24 protein-coding genes and 1 tRNA gene are annotated in these 25,405 nt (G+C 56.5%); 5 read left to right on the top strand and 20 right to left on the bottom strand.

Annotated elements, in window-relative coordinates; genetic code table 11:
• Position 1 precedes the first annotated feature (1 nt).
• Entirely contained in the window at positions 2-1,708 is a 1,707-nt protein-coding gene (locus tag KW568_RS23690; protein ID WP_060545323.1) for a SulP family inorganic anion transporter, read from the bottom strand.
• A 740-nt stretch (positions 1,709-2,448) separates the two neighbouring features.
• Entirely contained in the window at positions 2,449-3,912 is a 1,464-nt protein-coding gene (locus KW568_RS23685) for a relaxase/mobilization nuclease domain-containing protein (RefSeq protein ID WP_259536982.1), read from the bottom strand.
• A 518-nt stretch (positions 3,913-4,430) separates the two neighbouring features.
• On the opposite strand from KW568_RS23685, the gene KW568_RS23680 reads away from it, so the two are divergent.
• From KW568_RS23680 to KW568_RS23670, 3 genes are all read left to right on the top strand, one after another.
• Complete coding sequence (locus KW568_RS23680) at positions 4,431-4,682, top strand: hypothetical protein (RefSeq protein WP_259536980.1); 252 nt, start codon at positions 4,431-4,433, stop codon at positions 4,680-4,682.
• Between the two features lie 99 nt (positions 4,683-4,781).
• Positions 4,782-5,333, top strand: coding sequence for a hypothetical protein (locus KW568_RS23675; RefSeq protein ID WP_259536978.1), 552 nt, complete (start codon positions 4,782-4,784; stop codon positions 5,331-5,333).
• Positions 5,334-5,587: 254 nt separating this feature from the next.
• Complete coding sequence (locus KW568_RS23670) at positions 5,588-6,331, top strand: hypothetical protein (RefSeq protein WP_259536976.1); 744 nt, start codon at positions 5,588-5,590, stop codon at positions 6,329-6,331.
• A 179-nt stretch (positions 6,332-6,510) separates the two neighbouring features.
• Here the strand turns inward: KW568_RS23670 and KW568_RS23665 are convergent, their stop codons facing one another.
• From KW568_RS23665 to KW568_RS23620, 11 genes are all read right to left on the bottom strand, one after another.
• Positions 6,511-8,430 carry a replication endonuclease gene (locus KW568_RS23665; RefSeq protein WP_259536974.1) on the bottom strand — a complete coding sequence of 640 codons (1,920 nt, stop codon included), beginning with the start codon at positions 8,428-8,430 and terminating at the stop codon, positions 6,511-6,513.
• A 52-nt stretch (positions 8,431-8,482) separates the two neighbouring features.
• Complete coding sequence (locus KW568_RS23660) at positions 8,483-8,752, bottom strand: hypothetical protein (protein WP_259536972.1); 270 nt, start codon at positions 8,750-8,752, stop codon at positions 8,483-8,485.
• Complete coding sequence (locus tag KW568_RS23655) at positions 8,749-9,153, bottom strand: hypothetical protein (protein WP_259536970.1); 405 nt, start codon at positions 9,151-9,153, stop codon at positions 8,749-8,751. Before KW568_RS23655 ends, KW568_RS23660 begins: the two co-directional genes overlap by 4 nt.
• On the bottom strand, positions 9,146-9,319 hold the full coding sequence (locus KW568_RS31230; protein ID WP_409077989.1) for a helix-turn-helix transcriptional regulator: 174 nt from the start codon (positions 9,317-9,319) through the stop codon (positions 9,146-9,148). Before KW568_RS31230 ends, KW568_RS23655 begins: the two co-directional genes overlap by 8 nt.
• A 346-nt stretch (positions 9,320-9,665) precedes the next feature.
• Positions 9,666-9,965: a hypothetical protein gene (locus KW568_RS23650; RefSeq protein ID WP_259536968.1), complete on the bottom strand. Its 300-nt coding sequence runs from the start codon at positions 9,963-9,965 to the stop codon at positions 9,666-9,668.
• 8 nt (positions 9,966-9,973) lie between these two features.
• Positions 9,974-11,263 carry a site-specific integrase gene (locus KW568_RS23645; RefSeq protein WP_259536967.1) on the bottom strand — a complete coding sequence of 430 codons (1,290 nt, stop codon included), beginning with the start codon at positions 11,261-11,263 and terminating at the stop codon, positions 9,974-9,976.
• A gap of 184 nt (positions 11,264-11,447) precedes the next feature.
• Positions 11,448-11,521, bottom strand: a tRNA-Gly gene (locus tag KW568_RS23640).
• Positions 11,522-11,727: 206 nt separating this feature from the next.
• Positions 11,728-12,615, bottom strand: coding sequence for a (R)-3-hydroxydecanoyl-ACP:CoA transacylase (gene phaG, locus KW568_RS23635; RefSeq protein ID WP_259536966.1), 888 nt, complete (start codon positions 12,613-12,615; stop codon positions 11,728-11,730).
• A 336-nt stretch (positions 12,616-12,951) separates the two neighbouring features.
• Positions 12,952-13,650, bottom strand: a complete 699-nt coding sequence (locus tag KW568_RS23630) for a pseudouridine synthase (RefSeq protein WP_004575157.1) — start codon at positions 13,648-13,650, stop codon at positions 12,952-12,954.
• Between the two features lie 8 nt (positions 13,651-13,658).
• The gene (locus KW568_RS23625; RefSeq protein ID WP_003252007.1) at positions 13,659-13,871 is read right to left on the bottom strand and encodes a cysteine-rich CWC family protein; all 213 of its coding nucleotides are present in this window, start codon (positions 13,869-13,871) and stop codon (positions 13,659-13,661) included.
• Entirely contained in the window at positions 13,864-15,345 is a 1,482-nt protein-coding gene (locus KW568_RS23620; RefSeq protein ID WP_003252009.1) for a diguanylate cyclase, read from the bottom strand. Before KW568_RS23620 ends, KW568_RS23625 begins: the two co-directional genes overlap by 8 nt.
• Before the next feature lie 212 nt (positions 15,346-15,557).
• On the opposite strand from KW568_RS23620, the gene KW568_RS23615 reads away from it, so the two are divergent.
• Entirely contained in the window at positions 15,558-16,007 is a 450-nt protein-coding gene (locus tag KW568_RS23615) for a hypothetical protein (protein ID WP_259536965.1), read from the top strand.
• A 43-nt stretch (positions 16,008-16,050) separates the two neighbouring features.
• Here the strand turns inward: KW568_RS23615 and KW568_RS23610 are convergent, their stop codons facing one another.
• Positions 16,051-17,157, bottom strand: a complete 1,107-nt coding sequence (locus KW568_RS23610; RefSeq protein WP_003252013.1) for an enoyl-CoA hydratase/isomerase family protein — start codon at positions 17,155-17,157, stop codon at positions 16,051-16,053.
• 126 nt (positions 17,158-17,283) lie between these two features.
• On the opposite strand from KW568_RS23610, the gene ung reads away from it, so the two are divergent.
• Positions 17,284-17,976 carry a uracil-DNA glycosylase gene (gene ung, locus KW568_RS23605; protein WP_003252014.1) on the top strand — a complete coding sequence of 231 codons (693 nt, stop codon included), beginning with the start codon at positions 17,284-17,286 and terminating at the stop codon, positions 17,974-17,976.
• Positions 17,977-18,002: 26 nt separating this feature from the next.
• Here ung and KW568_RS23600 read toward each other — a convergent pair whose 3' ends face one another.
• The 6 genes from KW568_RS23600 to KW568_RS23575 form a co-directional block, all read right to left on the bottom strand.
• Complete coding sequence (locus KW568_RS23600) at positions 18,003-19,685, bottom strand: bifunctional metallophosphatase/5'-nucleotidase (RefSeq protein ID WP_212628070.1); 1,683 nt, start codon at positions 19,683-19,685, stop codon at positions 18,003-18,005.
• Between the two features lie 90 nt (positions 19,686-19,775).
• On the bottom strand, positions 19,776-20,831 hold the full coding sequence (locus tag KW568_RS23595; RefSeq protein ID WP_033725750.1) for an AbrB family transcriptional regulator: 1,056 nt from the start codon (positions 20,829-20,831) through the stop codon (positions 19,776-19,778).
• Complete coding sequence (locus KW568_RS23590; protein ID WP_003252019.1) at positions 20,824-22,338, bottom strand: tripartite tricarboxylate transporter permease; 1,515 nt, start codon at positions 22,336-22,338, stop codon at positions 20,824-20,826. The genes KW568_RS23595 and KW568_RS23590 overlap by 8 nt, the downstream gene beginning before the upstream one ends.
• 1 nt (position 22,339) lies before the next feature.
• Positions 22,340-22,798, bottom strand: a complete 459-nt coding sequence (locus tag KW568_RS23585) for a tripartite tricarboxylate transporter TctB family protein (RefSeq protein WP_003252021.1) — start codon at positions 22,796-22,798, stop codon at positions 22,340-22,342.
• A gap of 199 nt (positions 22,799-22,997) precedes the next feature.
• A complete protein-coding gene (locus KW568_RS23580) occupies positions 22,998-23,978 on the bottom strand; it encodes a tripartite tricarboxylate transporter substrate binding protein (RefSeq protein WP_003252023.1) in 981 nt (326 codons plus the stop codon).
• 46 nt (positions 23,979-24,024) lie between these two features.
• Positions 24,025-25,314, bottom strand: coding sequence for an OprD family porin (locus KW568_RS23575; RefSeq protein WP_003252026.1), 1,290 nt, complete (start codon positions 25,312-25,314; stop codon positions 24,025-24,027).
• Positions 25,315-25,405: the final 91 nt, after the last annotated feature.

Below are 25,405 nucleotides of genomic sequence, written 5' to 3'. Positions count from 1 at the left end.
GCTAACCCTGTTCGGTCACTTGCACACTGCGGTTTCGGTTGCGCCACACGCGGTACGCACGAATCCCCGCGCGTACCGAGCCGAATAGCAGTTTTTCTTCCATGTCCCGCGCCATCCCCGAGCGCACCAGCATGCGCAGGAAAGTGCCACGGGCGCGGGCGATGGCGAAGAGGATGCCTTGAGCCGCCAGGGTGTCACGCACTTCGCGCAGGGCGGCGATGCCGCTGACATCAATGCTGGTTACCGCTTCGGCATCGAACAGCACGGCTTTAGGCTGGTCCTGGCTTTGCACGGCTTCTAGCAGGCGCATCTTGAAGTAGTCGGCATTGAAGAACAGGATGGCGTCGTCGAAGCGGTACACCACCAGGCCAGGCACGGTGCGGGCGTCCTTGAACTTGCGGATGTCCACTTGGCCTTCGGTGCCCGGCAGCCAGCCCAGTACGGCATCGGTGGGCTGGTAGATGCTGTAAAGCAGGCGCAGGATCGCCAGGGTCACGGCAAACACGATGCCGGGCAGCACACCCAGGCCCAGTACGCCCGCCGTGGTCAGCAGGCACAGCCAGAACTCGAAGCGGCTTAGACGCCGGATATGCCCCAGCGATTTGATGTCGATCAACCCCCAGCCCGCCATCAGCAGCACGGCGCCCAGCGCAGCCTGCGGGATCCAGGCCATGGGCGCGGTGAAGAACAGCAGGATCAGGGCGATCACCAGTGCCGCGATGATGCCCACCAGCTGGCTTTTGCCACCGACCATGTCGTTGACTGCAGTGCGCGAGTCGGCACCGCTGATGGCAAAGCCCTGGGAAACCCCGGCCGCCAGGTTGCTCACGCCCAGGGCGACGAATTCGTGGTTGGCGTTGATCGCATAGCCATGCCGGGCGGCAAAGCTGCGTGCGGTAAGCATGGCGCTACAGAAGCTGACGGTGGCGATACCCAGGGCGTCGCGCAGCAGGCTCTTCATTTCCGCCAGGTTGCTGTGTGGCCAGGCCAGTTGCGGGATGCCTGCAGGTACCGGCCCAAGGACGGCGACGCCAAAGCGGTCAAGGCCGAACAGGCCAACCAGCAGCATGAACAGCGCCACTACCGTGAGGGCTGCGGGCAGGCGCGGGTAGCGCCGTGGCAGCCAGATGAGCAGGCCCAGGGCGGCCAGGCCGATGATCAATGTGACCCAGTGAATTTCCCCCAGGCGCTGGAAGAAGTTGATCAGGCTGAGGATGAAACCGTCGCCCTCGATCTGGAAGCCCACCACCTTGGACAGCTGCCCGGCGATCAGGCTCAGCCCGATACCGTTGAGGTAGCCGATCAGGATCGGCCGCGAGAAGAAGCTGGCGATGAACCCGGCGCGCGCCAGGCCCGCGGCAATCAGCATCACGCCGACCAGCACGGTGACGATCACCGACAGTTCGACGATGCGCTGCGGGTCGCCCATGGCCAGCGGTGCCACGGCACCGGCGATCATCGCGCAGGTGGCGGCGTCGGGGCCGACCATCAGCTGGCGCGAGCTACCGATCAGCGCGTAGACCATCATCGGTAGCACACAGGCGTACAGGCCATATTGCGGCGGCAGCCCGACGATCTGCGCATAGGCAATGGCAATGGGAATCTGGATCGCGGCTACCGACAGGCCAGCTTGCAGATCGGCGTGGAACCATTCACGGCGGTAGTGCAGCAGGTTGGCAAGGCCCGGTAGCCAGCGGGAGAGAAACATGCGTTGTCCTTTCGAATGGTTTCACGAATCCATTGAGCATATCCGCCACAAGCCGTTTCGCTTGCGCACGCAAAGGCCCGATGCGCATTGAAGCGGATCGGTGGGTAAATGGCCATGGGCCAGGTCAAGGCAGGGTGAAAAACGAAAAAAGGAGCCAAGGCTCCTTTTGACTGCGATGACGTTGCTGGAACGCCATGCGGGAATGCGATGTGGAGCGGGTAGAGGGAGTCGAACAATATTTATAAATCAATGACTTACTATAGAATAACGAATATTCAGTACAAGTCACCATACATAAAAATTTCCGACGAACGGTAGATTTTGTCAGCCCCTGGGGGCGGCTGGGTCAAGCAGAACGTCGGGGGCCCCGCCCCGAAGGGGTGGGTTCCGAGCCCGTAGGGCCGCCGCAGGCGCGTTGTGCTTGATGCAGCGGGGGTAAGCGCAGCCTGCGGCAAGCGGTGGGGGCTCTTCCCCCACCGCGCTAGCCCAGCCCGGCAATGAGGGCGGGATGACAAGGGGCCAGCCCCTTGGTGTTTTGTCAGTGCTAGAAACCATCGAACAATTCGCAGACTGATATTTGCCCCATTTTTATTTGCTGGCTCGTTGCTACGCATACCACAGTAACCTCTAGTTTTTGGAGATACTCTTTTGCAATAGCGGGGCTTGCATATTCATCCAATTCATATTTATTGCTATTGTTGATTTGCAAGCGGGCATTTTTGCACCCTAGGCAGCAAGTTCTACCTGCGTCCGGGTGCTGCATCAATTGAAATTTCAGAAGTATTTCTTCGCGCTCTTGAGCTTGGATTGGTTTCATTTTGAATAGCCTCAGATCTTATTGTTATATTTGATTGCGTTGCAAAGCCAAAACCGTCCTTGGCAAGTTTCTGGCTGATATTTATGGTTTTTTCGTCATTGTCATCTAATTTGTTCTGCTGTACCCTTTCCGCCGCCTCCAGCGCTGTTTGCTTAGCTTTCTGATCGGCTTGATGAGCTGCAAATTCTGCCCAGAATTTCTCTACTGCCCCCGCGCCCTGGCGCGCCTCAGCAAGACGCGCATTATGTAATTTCCTGAATAACTCGTCAGATACCTTGTCCCCAGTTTGTATCGGGCCCGCGCCGCTGTCTGGGTCTAGCGAATTAGCACTAGGTACATTATCCCGATGCTGTTGATTGTTGATATCAGCATTAGAACTTGCAGAAGTATTGGCGATGTCGTCTGCGGGGTCTGATCGGTATTCTGTCCCTGCGCTAGAATTGCTTCTCTCACATGTCTCAACTCCTTCACTAGTGACTCGATCCCAGCCCGATCCATGCCTTTCAGCGCTTGATGTACTTCCCGAATAGACTGGATCATCCCTAACCTCTGATCGGAACTGCGCAAGGAATTCGCCATCTCTGTTTTTGTCATATGATAAACCTTGTTTTATAAGCGATGCGCAACTATATGCCTTCCCAAGTTTCGAACCGCTGAAATAGATCCCATTTAGTCCAAACGTGAAACCATTGAGGCGTCCGGTATTCGCGATATTTACTCTTACATCCACGCCAGCCGCTTGAAGTGATTCCACAAACTGCGTTGCGGTAACAGGGGAATGCAGGGCCTGATTTAGAATTTTTTGCAGCTGTAGGCGCTCGGGCTCTCTATTTATGCGGACGGCCTTCTCAATTTCATTCTTTGAAATCTTCGACCGGGCGGGCATCTTAATTCTGCCGTCAGCGCCATATTTAACGGCCTTAGTAATTGTTAGTCCAAACTCTCTTTCAAGGCCACTGATGATTTTTGTACTTTGAAGATTTTCATTTTTACCCAGAACCAGTTTGCCGTCGTACCCAACTCTTGAAGCAATGATATGAATGTGCTGACCATCTTTGTCATCGTGCAAAAAATATACTCTAGGATTTGATTCCGAAAATCCCATTTTATGCATGTACCTATCACCAAAACTGACCCACTTCTCGCGAGTCATGGTTTCTCCCTTTGGTAGGCGTAAAGAGTTATGCCAAACGGGTCGTTTGACATCAGGGCGAATTTTCTTTGTTGCATTAAGCTCCTGCACAATTAACCGGGGGTCTAAACTTGACATGTTTCCGCCAATCACAATACCTTCATGATCGCGGGGTTTCCCTTTATCTCCAAACTGAGCGTACTTAACTGCACCGGCAAACCCACTGCCCCTTGAAATTCTATCCATGCCTTTCATCAAGTTATCCTTTCGGTACAACTAGTGACATTCTGAAGTCGCCCAGGATTCGCGAAATCTCGTCTACCTCTAACCGCATTCCTTGATTTAGGTAGCGAGCAATTTGATTCAAGTTTGCAGAAGCAGGTGCGAGCTTTGTCCACACTTCTAAATTTAAACGTGGCACTGCGGGAAGCGACGACTTGGCAAAAAATTTCTGTCTCACAAGCTCAGACGGCCTCATTCGCATCAGCTTGGCCTCGTCGAGGAGCTGGGCATATTCAGCACTGTCAAAAAATACATTCAAACGCCTGGTGCGCTTTTCTGTGTTCCCTCTGCGAGCTGTCACCATGTTGATTACTCCGGCCGTAAGCGGCTCTTTTTGTTTTCTTTACAAGCGAAGCGCAGGAAAGCAAGGTGAGTAAGAGCGGAGCGAATTGCGAGAATCAGGTGCAACCTGATTAGCCCTTGCTCCTTGTAAATAACCCCGCTCATTCATATTATTAGAAATGAGCAAACTGTCGCACAAGAGGCTAACCATGAATGAAGTAAATTTTGGCAATATCGCTCATTTCTACTCTGCAGAGGATATGCTTCAACCCGATGCTAGCTACGAAGGCGACTCAAACCGCACCAAACAGACTCATGCTGCGCTTTCTCAGATTCGCGCCTACTTCGATAGCTTTTCAGCACCTGGCCGCAATCGAAGCGTTCAGCACGAAGCTCAAATTCAGGCTGTGGCTGAGCTCGACGGAAAGCAGGCGGATAGCCAGACGGCTCAGCGGTATTGATACTCACAAGCGCCGGAAAAATGACGTAATTTTGCCCTTGCTTACGAGATGTCGATTTGATATCAAGTGCCTTTCGCGTTTTTCATCGAGAGGGAAGTCATGGACAATAGCGTAATCAAAGTCACAGTTAAGATAGAAAATTACGTGCACAAAACCGGGGGCAATGACCGCTTCAACATGTACAAGCGTGTTCGATGCACCACGGAAAATGGCGAAACCCGGTACTTTAAGGAACTCGTAGTACCGGGTTTTCTAAATTTCGCGATGATGAACAAAAAATTTAACACCTTGTACGTTGTCGACTTGAACAAAGGCAAAGCTCATTGCCTGGTCGCTTATCAAAATGATATGACCGTTAAATATGATCCAGATGAGCTTTCCGACATAGCAGCCGGTTTCAAAAGGAGTGGTCTTTTCTTTTGGCTTGGCGGCACTCTTGCTAGCGTTCTGTCGCTGATCGCGTACGGACTCGGTATTATTTTGTTCCCCATTGTGCTGTATATGGGCTGGGTATATTTCGTCAGAATCCCCGCAGCGCTTAATTCACAAAAGATCGCGGATGGCTTACGCGATCAAGGTTTTCCGCTCGGGGGGATGCCGCTGGGCGAAGCAGCTCAGCCGAAGGCTGCTGCGGGGGAGTGGTTGCAGTGACAGAGCTTCAGAGGCCAGCTGTTCCACTGCTAGCTCCTGAGCGGCGCTCTCACCGGAGTATACCGACGGGCTGAAGGCGGCAGTTGGCCATTTTCAGCGCTTTCTGCACCACCCGCTATGTCGGTATCCCTTAACCCTTAACTAGCCTCCTACGCCCTTAGGGGCCCTGCGAGTGTCAGCGGGAAAACAAGACAATGCATAGCTGCTTCGCAGGAGAACGCAGCGGGGGTATCAGCTTTCACGGAGATGTCACCATGAAATCTAATTATGGGTTAATCCCAAGCTGTGATGATAGGAAGGACGCCGTCAACTCCATCGCACGTCTTTACGGGGTTTCGCCTCACCATGTCAATGAGATTACTCTTCGAAATTGGCCTGATTTCGTCGACTGGGAGGACGGAGTATCCCCATTTGATAATGCAGAGTTATTGAACTGGTTATTTGGCAGAGCTTTGGGGGTAGACTGGAAGTGCGAAATTACTATGGCATGTTTCTATCACCGCACACGCTATGATGGATGTGCCTCTTGGTTCGAAAATGGCATCCTAGATGCTAAACCGGGCGCGATCAAAATTTTAGATTCTATAAGAGCACACTTATCGAACGAGAATTTTATTAAAGCTAAGCAGTGTGCGCTTGCTAATATCGAAGACCGGGATCAAGGACTGGGCTATGTGGGCCCATACGCTTTCAACACCTACGCTGAAGCGAAAGGTGCTGAGGTTGCAGGGCTGTACTATGACGTCCCCGAATTTTTAACCGGTCACCGGTATTGGGATCCAGAGTTCAGTGAATTTGTCTCTCAAGTATTCGTCACACACCTTAAACCTGCGATCGTTAAATTCGTAGCGCCCGTGGTGTGTTCTGAAAAGTACGTCGCGAGTCTTTGGCATCATTTGTACCGCTCGGACTTCGAGATGGACTTTATCCCCCTTACCCACTCTAAAGCTAGCGGGGAGGTGCCCGCTGCTAACCTCATAAAGATTTTTGATCTTTAAAACATTCGGAGCTCTACCTTTTTGTTCAACGCCCTCTACTTGCTGGCTCATGAACGGGAGAGGCGGAGTATTTTGGGGGATGGCGAACGCTGATTTACCCTTACCTCAACCCATCCCCTATGGAGCTCTTAAATGATCACCCTATTTTTCTAGGGCGCGCTACGAGCCCAGGGATGCCCTCAGAGCGCAGCTCTGCTCGTTCGCATATAGTTCCGGCACCATGCGCTAAACGCGCTCCTAGGCCGTGTGTAGGAGCTTATAGAGCGGGTTACAATCCCATTGCTATACAGCTCTGATAGGTTAAGGCCAAGCATGGTTGCAAGCTCCTGATCCTGCTTGTAAGTACGGAGGCGTTGGAGCAGGTGTGGTGATTTCGGGAGCTCTGCGCTTTTACTTGAATAATTAACAACAATTGTGACCGGCTCCACCTTGCCACGCTCCTCCTCTGGTTTTTTCAATTCCATTAAGCGCTTTGCCTTCTCTTTTATCTCATCCAGGTGGTCGCAGTGCTCAATGAATTCTGCCTTCGCCTTGCCACGCTCCTCCTCCGATTTTACCAACTCCATTAAGCGCTTTGCCTTCTCTTTTAACTCATCAAGGTAGTCGCAGTACCATTGCATCATAATCCTGCGACGCTCAATGAATTTTGCCTCCGCCTTGCCACGTTCCTCCTCCGGATTTTTCAATTCCATTAAGTGCTTTGCCTCCTCTTCGGTGATGTCCTCGCACAGGCCGGCGAACTGCACCGCATCGTCATCACACCGATGTTTTATCCATCGATTAACACATACTGTTTCGCCGTATCGATTCTCGACCGCCTCCTGGCTTACCTCTAGTTCCTCTGCCTCTACTTCCAAAAATCTGACTCTGGCTTGTAGTTGCTTCGCGTTTCTGTCGGGAGTGCCTTTGGGAAGATATAGATCTTTGGCCATTTTCGATATATGCTCCGGGGTGTTTTCTGCGCGGGCGATCGACTTTAAGGCGCGCTGCTTACCCATCGCACATTTAATCCCAAAGAAACCATATTGCCTCGCCCGCATTGCCCTTATCGCACATTTGTATCTATATGCCAGGCCGTCCCCATCGGCCTCGTCTGCTCCTAGTGCATATGCGATGTACTTAAAAATGTATGAAGATGGTTTCGCAGTTTCTTCATCTGTCTTTTCAATGATACGGATAATATCGTCTTTTTGACCCTCGAAGTACCTTCCCCTGTTTTTGTAAAGGCGCTGAACTGATGCTTCAACTGACTCAATGATTCCCAAGGTTTTGTCGAAAAACAGCAATATATGCCATTGCGGGCATCCATCTTCATGCAGCTCCACGACGCGAAAGCCAAAATAGCTACCGCTTTTTCGTTTTACTCCAATGTTGTCAAGCCCGTCGAGGATTGAGCGCCAATCTTTTTGAATTGACGCATTAGCTTCCCTTGCTGTTGAGCCATCATAAGTGTTTTTGCCGCGCTTGGGATTAGAATGGAATTTCGGTGCGGCCGTGAGAGTTATAAATGCGCAGCCATATGAGTTACTTTCGGCAATTGTTTCTAGCGCTTTTATGTTGAGGAACATTTCGTTCAGGCGTGACTTTTTTGACGACTCAGCGATATCATAAAGCGAAAAAACTGTCGCGTTCCCACTAAGATCCATTTTTGCTTTGAATTGGGATTTTAGTGCATAGTCTGTACGCTCTTTTCGCTCACGAAATATCTCAACAGTTGCGTCGGAGCAACACGACATAGCGGAGTGCTTCCCCCCCAGCAGACCTGCCATTTGGGCCTGGTGCTCGCGCATCTCGTCTGCTAGCTGCGTTATCTGCCTTCCCCACCATTTTCGATCCTTTAAACGTGCGGCTAAGGATAACAAGGTCGAGTTACGGTTGCGTTTAAGCTCAATTCCAAACTCCTTGGGTGAAGATACAATATCGCGAGTTTGCGCCATATCACAGCCTGCCATAGCGACTGTATAGGCGTGTGCGAGCTTGCTGCCGAGACTTGTAAGATCTGAGGCGCGCATTCTCGTGAGTTCAATCAACGAGGGCAGGACGGTATGATAATAGTTTTCATAGGGCGAGAAGTCGCCAGGAATATGAATGGTTTTCATATGGAATTCTTATTATTATGTTCCATGCCGCCATTGCGGCGGCAGGTTTTTATTACTTTAATTGCTTAGCGAATTGCTCCAGGTCGTACAAGTCTGAGTCGCGCCATCCCTCAAATCCACGTAGTTTGAGGATTAACCGTAGAATTTCAAAATTACTATCATCCAGGCTGGCTGCGCCGCATAGCGATATCTGAATATCACTTCTATAAAAGCTCATGTATGCTTTTCTTAGCCAAGGGTGGAGTTCAATCGCTTCCTTAACTGTCTTTACAGCCTCGTGGAAATCATCATTGGCAATGATGGTATCGACTTTTCGTTTCATAACGTGCACCCTGTACGTAAGCGCTTAGTTGCGAATCTCGCCAAGGCCTCCTGCCGGCTCTCAAGGCCGTAAATAATAAAGGGCTTGCGATGGACTTCTCCCCTTGCAATTTTTAGCACCGACCAGCCCTTGCTGGTGCGCTTTGCTAATATCTGCGTTCCATATGGTCTGTATTTGTATGCGATTGGAAAGGTCTGCGCATTTGGGTCGTAGTTAACAATAAGTCCGATGATATCTTTTTTGGATAGATGTTCTGACAGTTGTTTGTATACAGCTTCCAGTCCTTTCCTGATTTCATTTGAAGACGCTAACCTTGTCTGCGCTCGTGCTTGAGCTTTGTTTAGTTGACGGATTAGCTGGGTTTGATTATCCAGAGGGATGCCACGGCGCTGTTCAAACATTTGAAATGCCTCTCAGTTGATTAAGGATGAATTGTTCTACATCAGATTTTTGCCATCGGCTTGAGCGTCCATATTTAAGCGGGGCAGGAAAGCCATCCCGCTTTATCATGCGGTAAATAGTGCAACGCGATAGCTGCAGTTCGGACATAAGATCGTTGAGTGTCATTAACATATTATTCTCCAGTCATTTCGCTGTGTGTCTGGAGATATGATCTGTTGGCTTCTTTTTTTGGTCAACTAGGTGAATTTCAAAAAATAATGTGGGGAGATGTACTCTTGCCAAATTGGCAACGCTTAAGCAGCCGGGATTGTTGATGATCCCTAATGTCATCCAACTAATTAGCAGCTTTAGGAGAACTTCTGTATTCGACGAATGGTCGGATTTATTGCCATTTTGGCAATGCTTTGTCTGCTGGGTCTGTCAGGTTTAAGGCGTTGGCTGTCATCGGCCCGTAGTTTGGTCGCGGTTGTAGAGAGCAGCCTTTCTGCCGCTCTCGCAATTACAGGCGCTGCTAAATGTACAGGTTGGCTGCACCAGCCGCTTCGCAGAGGCCGATGACGCCCCGCTGAAGCCGCTGTAGGGCGCTATTATTAAAATGTTTATAGAAGTCGTCGCTGGCGTCATATACATTAAAATGAAGCACTTCCAATACTCCATTGATGCGTTTGTACCCGAAGTCTACATAGAGATTTTCTTCTGGAATCTGTATTCCATCGGGTGTAGCCACTGTCTCATCGTACATGAAGTGGATCTTTGCTAGCGCGAAAGTCCCTTGTTCGTCTTTCACGAGCTTGGATAGTTCGATGTTCATGCTATTCCTTAGTCATCTTCGTCTTTGAGTCTTGGGTACTTTGCATGCGCTGCTCTAACTCTTTCTGCTAGCTCTTCCTTCCTATTGGCGGACATTCCCTCTTTTAAATAATCAAGGTAGTCGCAGTACCATTGCATCATAACCCTGCGCCGCTCAATGAATTCTGCCTTGTTATAGATTCTTTCAAGGCCTTTCTTCGCATGTGCTAGTTGTGCGCTTCTCCATGTGCTGGGCCATCCATGCTCACTTAAAAGCGTGCTCGCAGTATGTCGAGAGCCATGACCAGTGATTCTGTCCTTGTAGCCGATCAATGCAAAACACTTATTTATAGTGTTTTCTGAGATGACTGCATTAACACTTCCTTGCCCAGGGAAAAGGTACTTACTTCGCCCGGTTAGCTCTCTTAGCTTCAATAGGATACAAATTACTTGGCTGGTAAGAGGTACAGTATGAGCTACACCAGTTTTCATTTTTGCAGCTGGTACGTGCCAGACCTGTTCCTCGAAGTCGAGCTCGCTCCATTCCGCAAACCTCACCATTCCAGGTCTAGATGCTGTGTAAATTGTGAGCCAAGCTGCGTACTGAATAACGTGGCCGCTTTTGCTCGCCGCTAGTTTATTTAGAAAGGCTGGAAGCTCTTTTTCTAGAAGGTGGGGGTACTGACTTGATTCTGGGGTGGGGGTTGAGACATCTACCAAGTAGACTGCCGGGTTATTATCACAGTAACCTTTTGCGATAGCGAATCGAAAAATTTCATTCAGCCAGACTCTTACTTTCTCAGCTGTGTTTAGAGCATTTCTTTTTTCAATCGAGCTTTGAATCTTCAGGCACTCTGCGCGTGTAACTTCAGTAATTTGCTTATGGCCTACTACTGGAAAAATATCATTTTTGAGAGCAGCTTCCATCGAGCTGATGGTTTTTGGAGCTCGTCTCTTATCTTTTCTGTCTTCGATCCACTCGGCCGCGATCGACTTAAAGTTCAATTTTGGTGATCCAGCTTCTGCTTGTTCTTTGCGTTGTTTTATAACGTCAACGCCAAGCTTTAACTGATTATTGATTTCGATAGCTTTGTTACGTGCGGACTCTGCAGAAACGTCGCGGAAGCTGCCGAGACCGTGCCAGCCCCATTTGCCGTCATGTCGCTTGTACCTCAACTCCCATCTCTTGTTGCCGGAGGGGTTGACGACAAAATAGAGGCGATCGGTGCCGTAGTTTTCGCGGTACTCCTTCGCTTCAGGCTCCAAGGCCTCCAGCACTGTTCGCGAAAGTGGACGCCGCTTAATGTCTGAGCGCTTCAAAGGCGAGCCTCCTGTGTATGGTGGGGTTCGATCTTTTTTTACCGTACACGATGCCATACACGGCGCCAAGCGCTGCCAGGAGATGATGAGATATGCCCTGAAACGGGCTGAGACGCTAACCCCTTGATTTTAAGGGGTTTGTGAGATGTGTAGCGATGATGAGCTACGAGGGGAGATGCAAAGGTGGAGCGGGTAGAGGGAATCGAACCCTCACCGATTGCTTGGGAAGCAATAGTTGTACCATTCAACTATACCCGCATCACGTCGCAGCTATGTTCACAGCCTAGAGTGTCCAATAAGAACCCTCAACTAAAGCTTGGGAAGCTTTCGTTTTGCCACTAAACTATACCCGCATCTGAGCTCGACTTTTTACCAGAACCTTCAGCGAATTAGAAGCCCAAGTTATAAAAAAGCTTGTCGGCGCCCCGTGGCCTGCGGGTATTTGCTACAAGGCGCCGAGCCGCTCAGATGGCAAATGCATGCTGCCCCTGTTGCACGGGTTGGTAACGTTGGCGGGGTTCACGCACGGTTGGCTTGAGGAACCCTAGCATGACACTGCGGGTGTTCTCGCAGGCGGTCTTGTTCTCCATGTCCAGGAAGTGGCCCGCATCGCGGATCACGCTGAACTGGCTTCTGCCCACATGCTTGCTGAACTGCCGCGCATCTTCGACTGTGGTGTACTCGTCGCGTTCGCCGTTGATGAACAGCACCGGGATGTTGATATTGCGCGCGCCTTGCAGCGCACGTTCCAGGTCGTGCTCCAGCACCTGGTTGATGTGGAAGTGCATCTGTGCGTACTCGTGGCTGTCCAGGCTGCTCACATGGCGGTAGTTGAAGCGTTTGAACAGCGACGGCAAGTGCTTGCCGATGGTGTCATTGACCAGGTTGCCGACCTGATAACGGTCGCAGGCGGCCAGGTACTGGCAGCCACGGTCCAGATAGTCGCGCATCGGCTCGTTGATCACTGGCGAGAACGAACTCACCACTGCCTTCTTCACGTACCGCGGCTGGTGCGCCAGCGCCAGCAGCGTGCTTGCGCCACCCCACGAAAAAGACATCACGTAGTCTGCCTGGAAGTGCTCGATCAGCTCAAGGAGGATATGCGCCTCGGTCTCCTTGCTGATCAGCCGTTCCTGACGGTTGTGCGGCTTGGACTTGCCTGAATACGGCTGGTCGAACAGAACCACGTTGAACTGTGGGTGCAGGTTACGTACCGTCTGGGCGAACGAGGCCGTGGTGGCCAGCGAGCCGTTGATCAGGATGATCGTGTTTTCGGCCGCATCCGCGCGATAGAACTCCGTGTAAACCCGATACTGACCTTGGATATCAAGTACAGCGATTTCTGGCCTCATGTCATCGACTCCTGGCGCAAAAAGGGTATTCGCGTCACCTAGGGTGCACGTTCTTTATGACAGGTAGGCATTTGCCTGAAGATAATCCGGGGGCCCTGTGTCGATCCTTGGCACTTGCGTCGACGGTATTGTTTTTGGCGGGCAATTTGCCGTGCCCCAAGGCATCTAGGCTTTGGGTGGCCGGCAAAAAGTGTCACTGGCTGCAGGTGTGACTTGGTAGTCACATGCAGACTGACGATTTGGATTCAAGCAGTGGGTTGAGGATCGCGCAAGTGCCGTTCGGTAAGTAATGTGACTTTTGTCGCTGAGCGGTCGTGTGACGACACCGGCTGTCTGTCACGCCTGGACAGTGGCTATCTCATTGGCCGTCAGTTCACGATACTCCCCCGGCGCCAACCCCGGATCCAGCCGGATCGCTCCCATGCTCTCCCGATGCAGCCCCACCACCTTGTTGTTGAAGTGCCCGAACATGCGCTTGACCTGGTGGTACCGCCCCTCGACGATCGCCAGCCGGGCTCGGTGGGGGCCGAGGATGTCCAGCTGGGCTGGTTGGGTGGTGAGGTCTTCGAAGGCAAAATAGAAACCCTCGCGAAACTTGGCCACATAGTGCTCGCCAATCTCGTCCTCGGTGTCCACCAGATAATGCTTGGGCAGCTTTGTGGCAGGCTGGGTCAGGCGCCGTGACCACTGGCCATCGTTGGTCAGGATCATCAGGCCGGTGGTGTTGAAATCCAGGCGCCCGGCTATGTGCAGGTCATCTCGCAACGCCGTGGGCAGCAGGTCGAGAACGGTACGGTGTTGCGGGTCGTGGGTGGCGCTTACGCAGCCAGTGGGCTTGTACAGCATCAGGTAGCGGGCCGGCCGGCCGGCCTGCAGCAGTTGCTCGTCCAGCTCTACGCGGCTGAATTCACGCACGTCGGTCAGCGGGTCACTGGCGACCTTGCCGTCCACCCGCACGCGGCGTTGCGCCAGCATCAGGCGAACTTGCTGGCGGTTGTAGCTGGGCAGGTTGGCGAGGAAACGGTCAAGGCGCATGGCAACGATCAGTGGGCAGCGGATGGACGGAGCTGTTCTTCAACGGCGGCGCAGCGCGGGCACAGACAGGCCTTGTTACGCAGTTCATCGGGCAGTGCCTGAAGCACGGCCGGGTCGATGGTCACGCTGTAGCACCAACACGCCTGGGTGGCACGGCGTGGGTCGGCCAGGCTGCACTGGTTGAGGGCACCGCAAGCGGGGCAGTGTTGCTTGTCATTCATGGCGGGTATCACTGCAGACGCGGTTGCGGCCAGCCTGCTTGGCACGATAAAGCGCGCGGTCGGCGCGGGTCAGCAGGGCGTGCAGGGTATCCCCCGGTTGCAGGCTGCTCAGGCCGATGCTGGTGGTCAGTCGCAGCGGCTGGTTGTCGTAACTGAAGGTCAGCTGTTCGGTGCGTCGCCGGATCTTTTCCGCCACCTCGATGGCCTGGCCGCCTTCAGCTTCGCGCAGCAGCACGATGAATTCCTCACCGCCCCAGCGGCACAGTATATCTGACTGACGCAGGCTGCTTTGCAGCACATTGGCGAATTGGCGTAGCACTTCGTCACCTGCCAGGTGGCCGTGGTTGTCGTTCAGTGCCTTGAAGTGGTCCAGATCAATCAGCAAGGCCACCAGAGGGCTATTGTCGCGCCGGGCTTCTCGCAGCGCCTGGGCGGCGAGCAGGTCGAAGCTGCGCCGGTTGTGCAAGCCGGTGAGGCTGTCGAGCGTGGCCAAGGCTTCGGTGCTGGCCTGGTGGCGGCGGACCATGGCATGCACCAGTGCCAGCACCACCAGTGTGATCATCGTACAGATCGCCAGGTTCAGGTACAGCGCGTGGCGAATGCGGTCGAGGACGCCGGTTTCGCGTTTGTCCACCAACAGGTACCAGTCCAGTTCGGGCAGGTGGCGAACGTTGAGAAAGTGGCTGTGGTTTTCGCTGTCATGGTACTCGTGGCTGCCTTCGCCCGGCACCCACTGCTCGGCCAACATGGCCTTCAGCTCAGGGTTGTCGCTGAGTGACTGGCCAACTTGCAAACCATGCGGGCCACCCTCGGAGCCGGTCAACAGCACCTTGCCTTTGGCATCGGTGAATAGCACCGCGCGCTGGTAGCGGCGTTGGTACTGATCGATCAGCTTGACCACCGACGATACGCTCAGCCCTACGCCTGCCGCGCCGATGAAGCGCTGCTGGTAGTCGTGCACCTGGTAGTTGATGAACACGGTCAGGCTGTCCTGGTTGGCCATGTCCAGATCGACGTTGATCTCATAAGGGGCCTTGAGTTCACGCAGACGGAAATACCAGGCATCACGCCAGGTGCCCGGTTCGACGTGTTTGAGCACGCCTTTGGCCTGGTAGTAGGTCCGCGTGCGATCGGACACGAAAAAGGACGTGAAGATGTCCTGCTTGCCCATGACCTCGCTCAGGTAACGGGTCATGCGTTCGGTATCCTGCTCGCCGGACAGCACCCAGTCGCGCAGGAAGGTGTCCTGGGCCATCATCGAGGCGATCAGCACCGGGCGGATCAGGTCTTTCTGGATTTCCGAGTAGACAGTGTCGGAGGTCAGCGGCAATTCGGTATTGATGATGCCGTCGCGGATGGCGCTTCGCGAGGAGAAGTAGCTGAGCAGCGAAGTGGCCAGGAAGCCGCAGGCCAATAACACGAGCAGGGTAACGATCAGCGAGCGTTGCGAGAACAGAGCGGAACGTAAGGGCATGATCTTCCCGTGATGTGTGCCGAGCCGCTTATTCTAGTGAGATGGCCAGCAAATGACTGCAAGTTTTTCAGGGTTATTTCACCTGTATCAAGTTATTGCAGAAATGGCACTGAACCTGCGCGCCACTGTCTTATTCAGTGTCGATTGACGCATCTCGTCTCGACGCTCGCCAGCGCCGCTGTTCGGGCACTCCCGCGGTCCAGGAGGCCGCCATGTCCTATCGAATCCTGTTGATCACCCTGCTGGGGCTGATGACTTCGGCCTGCTCCCCGTACTACGAGCGCGGGGGCTATTACCGTTCGGACTACTACTCCACCGACCGCTATGTGGCGCCGGGGTATTACCGCTATGACCGGTACTATGTGGCGCCAGCCCCGCGCTATTACTATCAGCCTGCCCCCCGTTACTACCATGGGGCGGCCCCTGCGCCCTATTACCGGCCATATTCGCAGCCAGGGATGAACCAGTGGCATGGCAACCCGCGCTATGACTATGGCAATCGCCAGCGACAAGACTACAGGCAGGACCGGGATCGCCATGACTATCGCAATGACAGCCAGCGTTACCGGCATGGCGACTGGCACTCCAATGGGCAGGGTAATGACCGCGGGCGCTGGGAGGGTCGGCGCGGGCAGGGGCAAGGAGGAAACTGGCAGCGCTAGGTGAGTGGAGGTGGGGCTGAAAAGCAGCCCCAGGTTCACGAAGCTAACCCACATCCGCCAATGGGTGGCGTCCCTCCCACGCCTTGGCAAAATGCGCCTCGACTACCGCCGCCGGCACTTGCGCCACATCAGGCCAGTGCCAGCGCGGCTGGTTGTCTTTGTCCAGCAGGCGAGCACGCACGCCTTCACTGAACTCAGGGTGGCGGCAACAGTTCAGGCTCATGCTGTATTCCATCTGGAACACTTGCGCCAACGACAGGTACCGCGCCCGGCGGATCTGCTCCCAGACCAGATGCGCGGTCAGCGGGCAACCCTCATGCAGGCGTTGGCCGGCATCTGCCAGCAATGGGTCGTCATGCTGCTTGAGCCTTTCCAGCGCGCGCCAGGCTGAAGCCGCATCGGCCACGTCGAGTAACTGATCGATCACATGCCGTCGTGGCAGCCACTGGGCATCAGGCAGCTCGGCGCAGGCACGATGCTGCTCGGCCTTGAGCAAGCTGTTCAGTTGTACGGCGGTCTGCTCCTGCCAGTTGAGTTGCAGCAACTCCTCGATCAAGGCCTCTTGCTGGTGCTCGCCCAGAAAACGGTCAGCCAGGCCCAGGTCAAGGGCATCGCGGGCGTTGATCGGCGCGCCGGTCAGGCCGAAGAACAAACCCAGCTTGCCCGGCAGCCGGGCCAGGAACCAACTGGCGCCTACGTCAGGGTACAGGCCGATGCTGATTTCCGGCATGGCCAGCCGGCTGCTGGGTGTGACGATACGTACATTGGCGCCTTGCAGCAGCCCCATGCCGCCACCCAGCACATGCCCATGGCCCCAGCAGAGTAACGGTTTGGGGTAGGTGTGCAGGGCAAAGTCCAGGCGGTATTCGGCGGCGAAGAAAGAGGCCGCCAGCGGCGGGACACTGCCGGGGTGGTCGCGGCAGGCTTGCACCAGCGCACGGACATCGCCGCCTGCGCAAAAGGCTTTTGCCCCGTTGCCGCGCAGCAGCACGCAGACGATACCCGGGTCGCGGGCCCAGGCATGCAGTTGTTCGCCCAGCACTTCGATCATCGGCAGGGTCAGGGCATTGAGCGCCTTGGGCGCATCCAGGGTGGCGATGCCGATGCGGGCGCCATCGACGCCGGTGAGTACCTCGCAGTGAATGGTCATGGACTACCTCTCGCAAGTCATCGCTCAAGTATGGCTTGCCTGGCCAATCATGCCGGTCGTCGGTCGGATCGTTTGACAAGCGCGAAGGGCTTACCTAGTGTCGCGCCATTGTTTATGGAAGGCCCCATGACTGACGACGATCGCATCAAACTCGAACCCAGCTGGAAGGCCGCATTGCGCGGTGAATTCGACCAGCCTTACATGCACCAGCTGCGCGAATTTCTGCGTGGTGAGTACGCTGCCGGCAAGGAAATCTACCCGCCAGGGCCGCTGATCTTCAATGCGCTCAATTCGACACCGCTGGACCAGGTGAAGGTGGTCATCCTCGGTCAGGACCCGTATCACGGGCCGGGGCAGGCCCATGGCTTGTGCTTCTCGGTGCAACCGGGCGTGGCCACGCCGCCGTCGCTGGTCAATATCTACAAGGAGCTGCAGCGCGACCTGAACATCCCGATCCCCAGCCACGGCTACCTCCAGAGCTGGGCAGAACAAGGCGTTCTGTTGCTCAACACGACCATGACCGTCGAGCGCGCCAATGCCGCGTCGCATGCCAAGAAAGGCTGGGAATTGTTTACCGACCGGATCATTCAAGTGGTCAGTGAGCAATGCCCGAACGTGGTATTCCTGCTATGGGGGGCGCATGCACAGAGCAAGCAGAAGCTGATCGACGGTACCAAGCACCTGGTACTGAAGTCGGTCCATCCTTCGCCGCTGTCGGCGTATCGCGGGTTCATCGGTTGCGGGCATTTCAGCCGTACCAACAGCTTCCTCGAGCAGCGGGGGCTCGGGCCCATCGACTGGGCACTGCCCCCGCTGTGAGAAACCGGGGTGGGGTACGCAATCGCTCAGGGCGTCATGCTGATGCGCGGCTCGCTGCGCTGGCCAATTGCAATATCCCGCTCATGGTTCTGGCGTACATACGCCACCAAGGCTTCCAGGTCGGAGATGCCGGTGTCCTGGCGTCGCCTTCCTTCTTTGAAAGTGGCCAAGCCACCGCCACCATCGGCCAGGAACAGGTTGCTGACGACGCGATAATGGGTCAACGGCTCAACGGGTTTGCCGTGAAGACGCACACTGCCCTCGACGACACGGCTGCCGACAGGCCGTGAACCATCCCACTCATAATGAAAACCCTTCGATACTTGCAGCGGATTGAAACTGCCCCTGTTCCATTGAAGGTTGAGCAGTTCGGTAATCTGCTTGCCTGTCAGTTCCTGAACCACCAGTGGGTTATTGAACGGTTGTACGGCAAATAATTGTTCGTAGGTCAGGTCGCTATCGGCAGGCTGTATCAGGTCACTTCGCAGCCCACCCAGATTGAGAAAGGCAATCTGGGTATTAAACGCTTGGGTCATGGCCAATTGGGCATCCGTGACCAGGTTCCCCAAGGTTGTTTCACCGGCGGCATTTTCTTTGCGGTCAAGTTCTGCCGTCGAGATGCGTCCTATGGGTTCGAGCAATTTTTCCCCGGACCGCTGACGCACTTCCTCCAGCAAACTCGTCAACTTGGCATTCGGCAGGTAGTTCTGTGGGTCAGCAGGAATATTGCGGGCGGTGATGTTCGTGACGTGATGGGTGCCTGGCGTTACCTGCAACTTCAACTGAGTCAGGAAGTGGCCGTATTTGCCAGCCTGAGTGATGCTCAGGTCACCCACCTTGCATTGATAGCTGGCATGCGAGTGACCGCTGATGACAGCATCTACCGCAGGATCCAGCCGCTTCGCCACGTCGACGACCGCGCCACTCAGCTGGCTGCAATCCTGCGTGTCGAACGGCTCGACGGTATCCCCTCCTTGGTGCATGACCGCAATGATTGCATTGACGCCTTTGGCCTTGAGCTCCGGAATCACGTCATTGATGGCTTGCGCTTCATCTGTGGCTTTGAGCCCTGCGAATGCGCTGGCCGAGACCACTTTTTCCATGTTGCGTGGCACGGCACCGACGAACGCTATCTTGACCCCTTTCACCTGCTGAATGTGATAGGCCGGTAGCAAGCGCTCGCCCGTGGTGGTATCGATCAGGTTGGACGCTATGTAAGGGAAGCCACTTCCTGGATAATCGCCGCGAAACGTGCAGGCCTTTTCAGGGCGCGTTGACTCGCATCCTCCGTGGATCTGACGAAGAAACTCGGCCTTGCCTGCATCCAGTTCGTGGTTCCCGGATGCGCTGACAATCATGCCCATCGCGTTCAAGGCCTCAAGCACAGGCTCGTCAGCCCACAGCGCAGAAATGGCGGGGCTGCCCCCTATCAAGTCGCCAGCCCCGATGAACAGCAGATCGGGGTCCTGCGTTCGCAGCTCATCGAGCATGGCGCCGAGTGTGGCGATGCCGCCGTAGGTCAGGCGGGTAGCGCCTTGCGCGCCGGCGTAGTCCTGGGGGTTGGGTTCCAGGTAGCCGTGAAGATCATTGATAGCCACGACGTTGATCTGGACGGGGGCAGGTGGCTCTGCGGCAAGGCTGCCTGCGCTGATGGCAAGGCATGCCCAGGCAATAGCCGAGCGATAGTTGCAAGAAAGACGGACTTTCATCATTACCTCTTGAATGCCGGGAAGTGTGGGTTTGCTGGCGATCAGGGCAGCAATCCGACTCTATTCATCCGGGCATTGGGCAAGTGGTAACTATCTATCTTCAGGGGGCTTGCCGCTTGAATACCTGTTGTCCCACAACCGGAAAAGCGGTTCTGCAAGAAACAACACCAGGATCAGGCGCATCACCTGCAGCGCGGTCACCAGCGGCACTGACAATTGCAACGTTTCGGCCGTGAGGCTCATTTCGGCGATCCCGCCAGGCATCATCCCCAGTGTCAGCGAACGCAAGTCCAGTGCAGTCATCATGCTCAGCACCCACGCGGCACTGGCGGCAATCGCCATGCACAACGCCGTGGCCATCAAGGTGCGTCCCAGGAACGACGGTGCGCGGCGGAAGAACGCGCGGTTGAAGTGGCAGGCCAGGCCACTGCCGATGAGCCACTGGCCGATCTGGCTGGCGCCGTTGGGCAGGGCGATCTGCAGGTTGCCGGCCAGGCTGACCGTAGCCGCGACCAGCAATGGCCCGAACAGCCATGGGTTGGGCTGGCGCAAGCGCTGCCAGAGCAAGGCAACGGCAACGCCCAAGGGCGCAATCAACGCCAGCCAGCCCCAGCTCACGCTACCGGTGTGGTTCAGTGGTACCCCGTCACCCAGCAGAAACTTGAACAGCGCCGGCACGCACAGCACCACTGCCAGCACACGCAAGCTTTGCGCTGCCGCCACCTGGCTGAGCACCGCGCCATTGCGCGCCCCAAGGTTGACCATCTCGCCCGAACCGCCAGGCATGCTGGCGAAGAACGCGGTGGCGCGGTCTTCGCCGGTTCGCCGCAGCAGCCATACGCTGATCACGCTGGACAGGGTGGTGAACAACGCACCGAAGCAGATCAGCGCGAAATGGCTGGCCACTTGCTCGATCACCGCGGGGGTGAAGTGCAGGCCAATACCGATGCCGATGATCCACTGCCCACACTTGCGGCCGTTGGGGATTTCCGACAGCTGCCAACGCGTCAGGCAGCGCACCAGGATGATCGCCAGCAATGAGCCGACCATCCATGGCAAAGGCCAGCCGACCTTGCTGGCGGCAAAACCGCCAGCAAGGCCGACCAGCCCGGTCGCGACGAACAATGGCAATGACCGATCAGGCATCGGCCAGGGCCCGGCGCTGCAGGCTGCGTTTGCGCCAGATGCGCAGCAGCGGCAGGGCGAGCATCAGCACTACCAGCGCCCAGACGCCCATGCTGATCGGGCTGGACCAGAGGATGCCCAGTTCACCGTTGGAGATCGACAGCGCCCGACGCAGGTTTTGCTCCATCAGCCCGCCGAGGATGAAGCCCAGCAGAATCGGCGACAGAGGGAAGTCCAGCTTGCGCAGGATGTAGCCCATGATGCCGATACCGACCATGAGGAACAGGTCGAAGGTGGTGGCATGCACGGCGTACACACCGATCGCGGTGATGATGGCGATCACCGGCACCAGCGCCCAGTTTGGCACGGCGAGGATGCGGGTGAAGATGCGGATCATCGGGATGTTGAGGATCACCAGCATGATGTTGGCGACGAACAGCGAGGCGATCAGGCCCCAGACGATATCTGGCTGCTGTTCGAACAGCAGTGGGCCAGGGGTGATGTTGTACAGGGTCAGGGCGCCGATCATCACAGCCGTGGTGCCAGAGCCCGGTACGCCCAGGGTCAGCATCGGGACCAGGGCGCCACAGCAGGACGCACCAATGGCCGTTTCCGGCGCTGCCAGGCCACGGGCATCGCCTTTGCCGAACTTGCCGCTTTCCCCGGCCATGCGTTTCTCGGTCATGTAGGCCACGGCGCTGGCCAGCGTTGCGCCGGCGCCGGGTAGAACACCCATGATGAAACCGAGCAGGCCGCAACGGATGTTGACCAGGAACACCGAGGCCGCTTCCTTGAAGTTGAACAGCATGCGGCCGGTAGCCTTGACCGCCTGGTGGCCATGGTGGGTCTTTTCCAGTAGCAGGAGGATTTCGCTGATGGAGAACAGGCCCAGCACGAGCACCACGAACTGAATACCGTCGGCCAGGTGCACGCTGTCACCGGTGAAGCGGTACACGCCGCTGTTGGCGTCGATGCCGACCGCCGACAGGAACAGGCCGATGAGAGCGGCAATGAAGGTTTTCAGTGGTTTGTCACCGGCCATGCCACCCAGCGCGACGATGGCGAACACCATCAGCACAAAGTACTCCGCCGGGCCGAAGGCGATGGCCCATTTCGCCAGCAGCGGGGCGAACAGCACCATGCCGCAGGTGGCAATGAAGGCGCCGATGAACGAACTCCAGGCCGACAGCGACAGCGCGACGCCTGCCAGTCCTTGGCGAGCCATCGGGTAGCCGTCCAGGGTTGTCATCACGGTCGACGCTTCGCCCGGGATGTTCAGCAGGATCGAGCTGATACGCCCGCCATATTCGCAGCCCAGGTACACCGCCGCCAGCAGGATCAGCGCCGATTCCGGCGGCAGGCCGAGGGCAAAGGCGATGGGGATCAGCAGGGCCACGCCATTGATCGGGCCCAGGCCCGGCAGCAGGCCGACCACGGTGCCGATCAAGGTGCCGGAGAGGGCGGTGACCAGGTTGTAAGGGGACAGGGCAATGCCGAAGCCCTGGCCCAGGTAGCTCAAGGTATCCATGTCAGTTCTCCAGTACGCTCAGCAGGCCAAGGGGCAGTGGCACGTCCATCACACGGTCGAACAGCCAGTAGAGGAAAATGCTCATGCCGGCCACCACAATGGCGCTTTGCAGCCAGCGGCCACCGTACAGCCGAGCCATGGGCAGGCCGACCAGGATGGCGCTGAGGATGAAGCCGAGTGCTTCGAAAGTGGCGGCGAAGACGATCAGCAGGCCGACACAGGCGGTGATCTTGATCAGGGTCTCGCGATCCAGTTCCGGTTCCTCATCCTTGCGCACGATGGGCGTCGGACGGAACAACAGGTACAGCAGGCCCAGCCCCATCAGGCCTAGCACTAACAACGGGTAAGCGCGCGGGCCCACCGGTTCATAGGAAAATGCAGCCTGATAGGGCCAGGCCATCACGGCCAGGGCGGCACACACCACTAGCAGAGCCAGGGCGAAAATGCGTTGAAGGATCATTGGGGAATCCTCGTTGGGATTGCTCAAGTGAGATGCACATCCTGTGGGAGCGGCCTTGCGTCGCGATCGGGCGCGAAGCGGCCGCTAAACCTGCCGATGCGATCTGTCCGAAGCATCGTATCGGCTGTGCCAGGGGCCGCTTCGCGCCCGATCGCGACACAAGGCCGCTCCCACAGGGGGGGTGGTGAGTCCGACAGGCTTACTGGATCAGGCCGAATTCCTTGGCCAGTGCCTTGTAGTCAGCCACTTGCTTCTTCACATAGCCGTCCAGCTCTTCGCCGGTCATGGCGAACGGGAACAGCTCGCGCTGGTCTCGCAGCTTGGCGAAGTCCTCGGAGGCCAGCATCTTGTCGAACGAGGCCTTCCACCAGGCGTAGTCCTCGTCGCTCACTTTTGGCCCCAGGTAGAAACCGCGCACCACCGGCCAGACGATGTCGTAGCCCTGCTCCTTGGCAGTAGGGATGTCTTTCATTTCCGGCTCGTCAAGGCGGTTTTCAGAGAACACCGCGAGGATGCGCATGTTGCCGCTCTGGATGTGCGGCATGGAGTCGGAAATGTCGGTAGAACCGACCTGGATATGGCCGCCCAGCAATGCCGTGGCGATTTCGCCGCCGCCCTCCAGGGCCACGTAGCGCAGGTCGCGCGGGTTTATGCCTGCGGCCTTGGCGATCAACGCGGTCTGCATCCAGTCCTGGCTGCCGACGGTACCGCCGGAACCGATCACGACCTTGCTCGGGTCTTTCTTCAGCGCTGCGACCAGGTCATCAAGGGTCTTGTAGGGCGAGTCGCTCTTCACTGCGATGGCACCGTAGCTGGTGCCGACGGCAGCCAGCCATTTCACCGCGTTTTCGTCGAAACGGCCGAACTTGCCCTGAGCCAGGTTAAGCAGCGAGCCGCTGGACCAGGCCACCAGCGTGCCGGCGTCTGCCGGGCGCTGGGCGACCACGGCGTTGTACGCGACCGCGCCGACACCGCCGGGCATGTAGGTGACGCGCATCGGCTTGCTGAGGATTTTTTCTTGTACCAGTGCGCTTTGCACCAGCTTGCAGGTCAGGTCGAAGCCACCGCCAGGGGAGGCGGGTGCGATGCATTCGGGGCGTTTCGGTTCTGCAGCGAGGGCGTTGCCGGCCAACAGCAGGCAGCCGGTAGCGAGGACGAGGCGGCGCAGTGAAAAGGTCATCGTCGATCTCCGTGAGCGTTGTTGTTATTGGATTACCGCTATGGGGTTACCACAGCGCCACGCTGTAGCTGACCAACAGCCTCACTTCATCCGCGTCACGGGCGAAGTTGGAGCGGAAGGTGGCGTTGCGCAGGCGCACGGCGACGTTCTTCAACGGGCCGCTTTGTACCACGTACTTCAGTTCGGTGTTGCGTTCCCACTCTTTGCCTTCGCCACCGGCAGCACGGCTGACGTTGTCACCGCTGATGTAACGGGTCATGAAGGTCAGGCCCGGTACGCCGAGCGCGGCGAAGTTGTAGTCGTAGCGCGCCTGCCAGGAGCGTTCGTCGGCACCGGCGAAGTCGTTGATCTGGACGAAGTTGACCAGGTACGGGTCGGCGCCATCCACATACGGGAAGGCACTTTCGCCGGACAACTGCTGCCAGGCGGCGCTGACCTTGTGCCCGCCCAGGGCATAGCTGAGCATGCCGTTGACGGTGGTGTTGTCGATGTTGCCGGCCTTGGCTGCACCGGCGTCGTCGCTGATGGCAAGGCGCAGGTCGGCACCCAAGGTGCCCGGGCCCCATGGCTGGGTGGCGACCATGCCGATGAAGTGCTGGCGGTAAATATCGTCGAGCTGGGCGAAGTGGTAGCTGCCGGTGATGCGGTCGGTGAACTGGTAGTCGAGCCCGCCCAGGGCCAGGTTGTCAGCGCTGAAGCTGCCACCGAAGCGGCCGTTCTTGTTGTTCAGCGCCAGGTCTTCCCAGTTGGTGTCGTTGCGGTCCTTGGCCTTGTCCAGGCGGCCACCGGTGAAGGTCAGGCCCTTGATCTCTTTGGAGGTAAGCAGGCCGCCCTCGAAGGTTTGCGGCAGGATACGCCCGTCGTTGGGCTGCAGGGTCGGCAGTTCGGGGATCAGGGTGCCGATCTTGAGTTCAGTCTGGGAGATCTTCACCTTGCCGGTCAGGCCCAGCTTGGAGTATTCGTCGGCAGCCTTGCCGTCATCGTGGGTCGGCAGCAGGCCGCTGTCGGTACGGTCGGGGCTGGAGTCGAGCTTGATGCCGAGCATGCCCAATGCGTCCAGGCCAAAGCCCACGGTGCCATCGGTGTAGCCAGACTCGAAATTGAGGATGAAGCCCTGGGCCCATTCATCGCGCTTGGATTGCTGCGCGCTGGTGCCGTCGCGGAAGTCGCGGTTGAAGTACATGTTGCGGGTTTCGAAGGTGGCCGTGCTGTCTTCGAAGAAGGCGGCCTGGCTCATCGGGGCGACACCGGCAAGCGCGAGGGCGCTGGCGATGGCTGAGGGGCGTGCGGCAAAGGAACGGGTAGGCGCGAACGCCTGCGGCTGCAATGACAGCATCGTCGATGACTCCGTTTATTGTTCTTATTCGTTGCACCTTGCTGGTGCTTTTTTCGGCGCGAAGGGCGACCGTGGTGCGATGCTAGGCAAC

The sequence above is a fragment of the Pseudomonas sp. HD6515 genome, assembly GCF_024971855.1.
In the GTDB taxonomy this organism is placed as follows: domain Bacteria; phylum Pseudomonadota; class Gammaproteobacteria; order Pseudomonadales; family Pseudomonadaceae; genus Aquipseudomonas; species Aquipseudomonas alloputida.
This window is presented reverse-complemented; position numbering and strand designations above follow the sequence as displayed.

Excerpts from the sequence above, each read along its gene's own strand:
- KW568_RS23670 (WP_259536976.1), top strand. The coding sequence starts at position 5,588 with ATGAAATCTAATTATGGGTTAATCCCAAGCTGTGATGATAGGAAGGAC.
- KW568_RS23655 (WP_259536970.1), bottom strand. The coding sequence starts at position 9,153 with ATGTTTGAACAGCGCCGTGGCATCCCTCTGGATAATCAAACCCAGCTA.
- KW568_RS23580 (WP_003252023.1), bottom strand. The coding sequence starts at position 23,978 with ATGACCTTTTCACTGCGCCGCCTCGTCCTCGCTACCGGCTGCCTGCTG.
- KW568_RS23625 (WP_003252007.1), bottom strand. The coding sequence starts at position 13,871 with ATGAATGACAAGCAACACTGCCCCGCTTGCGGTGCCCTCAACCAGTGC.
- KW568_RS23665 (WP_259536974.1), bottom strand. The coding sequence starts at position 8,430 with ATGAAAACCATTCATATTCCTGGCGACTTCTCGCCCTATGAAAACTAT.
- KW568_RS23675 (WP_259536978.1), top strand. The coding sequence starts at position 4,782 with ATGGACAATAGCGTAATCAAAGTCACAGTTAAGATAGAAAATTACGTG.
- ung (WP_003252014.1), top strand. The coding sequence starts at position 17,284 with ATGACTGACGACGATCGCATCAAACTCGAACCCAGCTGGAAGGCCGCA.
- KW568_RS23585 (WP_003252021.1), bottom strand. The coding sequence starts at position 22,798 with ATGATCCTTCAACGCATTTTCGCCCTGGCTCTGCTAGTGGTGTGTGCC.
- KW568_RS23600 (WP_212628070.1), bottom strand. The coding sequence starts at position 19,685 with ATGAAAGTCCGTCTTTCTTGCAACTATCGCTCGGCTATTGCCTGGGCA.
- KW568_RS23590 (WP_003252019.1), bottom strand. The coding sequence starts at position 22,338 with ATGGATACCTTGAGCTACCTGGGCCAGGGCTTCGGCATTGCCCTGTCC.
- KW568_RS23620 (WP_003252009.1), bottom strand. The coding sequence starts at position 15,345 with ATGCCCTTACGTTCCGCTCTGTTCTCGCAACGCTCGCTGATCGTTACC.
- KW568_RS23650 (WP_259536968.1), bottom strand. The coding sequence starts at position 9,965 with ATGAACATCGAACTATCCAAGCTCGTGAAAGACGAACAAGGGACTTTC.
- KW568_RS23575 (WP_003252026.1), bottom strand. The coding sequence starts at position 25,314 with ATGCTGTCATTGCAGCCGCAGGCGTTCGCGCCTACCCGTTCCTTTGCC.
- KW568_RS23615 (WP_259536965.1), top strand. The coding sequence starts at position 15,558 with ATGTCCTATCGAATCCTGTTGATCACCCTGCTGGGGCTGATGACTTCG.
- KW568_RS23660 (WP_259536972.1), bottom strand. The coding sequence starts at position 8,752 with ATGAAACGAAAAGTCGATACCATCATTGCCAATGATGATTTCCACGAG.
- KW568_RS23610 (WP_003252013.1), bottom strand. The coding sequence starts at position 17,157 with ATGACCATTCACTGCGAGGTACTCACCGGCGTCGATGGCGCCCGCATC.
- KW568_RS23680 (WP_259536980.1), top strand. The coding sequence starts at position 4,431 with ATGAATGAAGTAAATTTTGGCAATATCGCTCATTTCTACTCTGCAGAG.
- KW568_RS23685 (WP_259536982.1), bottom strand. The coding sequence starts at position 3,912 with ATGAAAGGCATGGATAGAATTTCAAGGGGCAGTGGGTTTGCCGGTGCA.
- phaG (WP_259536966.1), bottom strand. The coding sequence starts at position 12,615 with ATGAGGCCAGAAATCGCTGTACTTGATATCCAAGGTCAGTATCGGGTT.
- KW568_RS23630 (WP_004575157.1), bottom strand. The coding sequence starts at position 13,650 with ATGCGCCTTGACCGTTTCCTCGCCAACCTGCCCAGCTACAACCGCCAG.
- KW568_RS23690 (WP_060545323.1), bottom strand. The coding sequence starts at position 1,708 with ATGTTTCTCTCCCGCTGGCTACCGGGCCTTGCCAACCTGCTGCACTAC.
- KW568_RS23595 (WP_033725750.1), bottom strand. The coding sequence starts at position 20,831 with ATGCCTGATCGGTCATTGCCATTGTTCGTCGCGACCGGGCTGGTCGGC.
- KW568_RS31230 (WP_409077989.1), bottom strand. The coding sequence starts at position 9,319 with ATGACACTCAACGATCTTATGTCCGAACTGCAGCTATCGCGTTGCACT.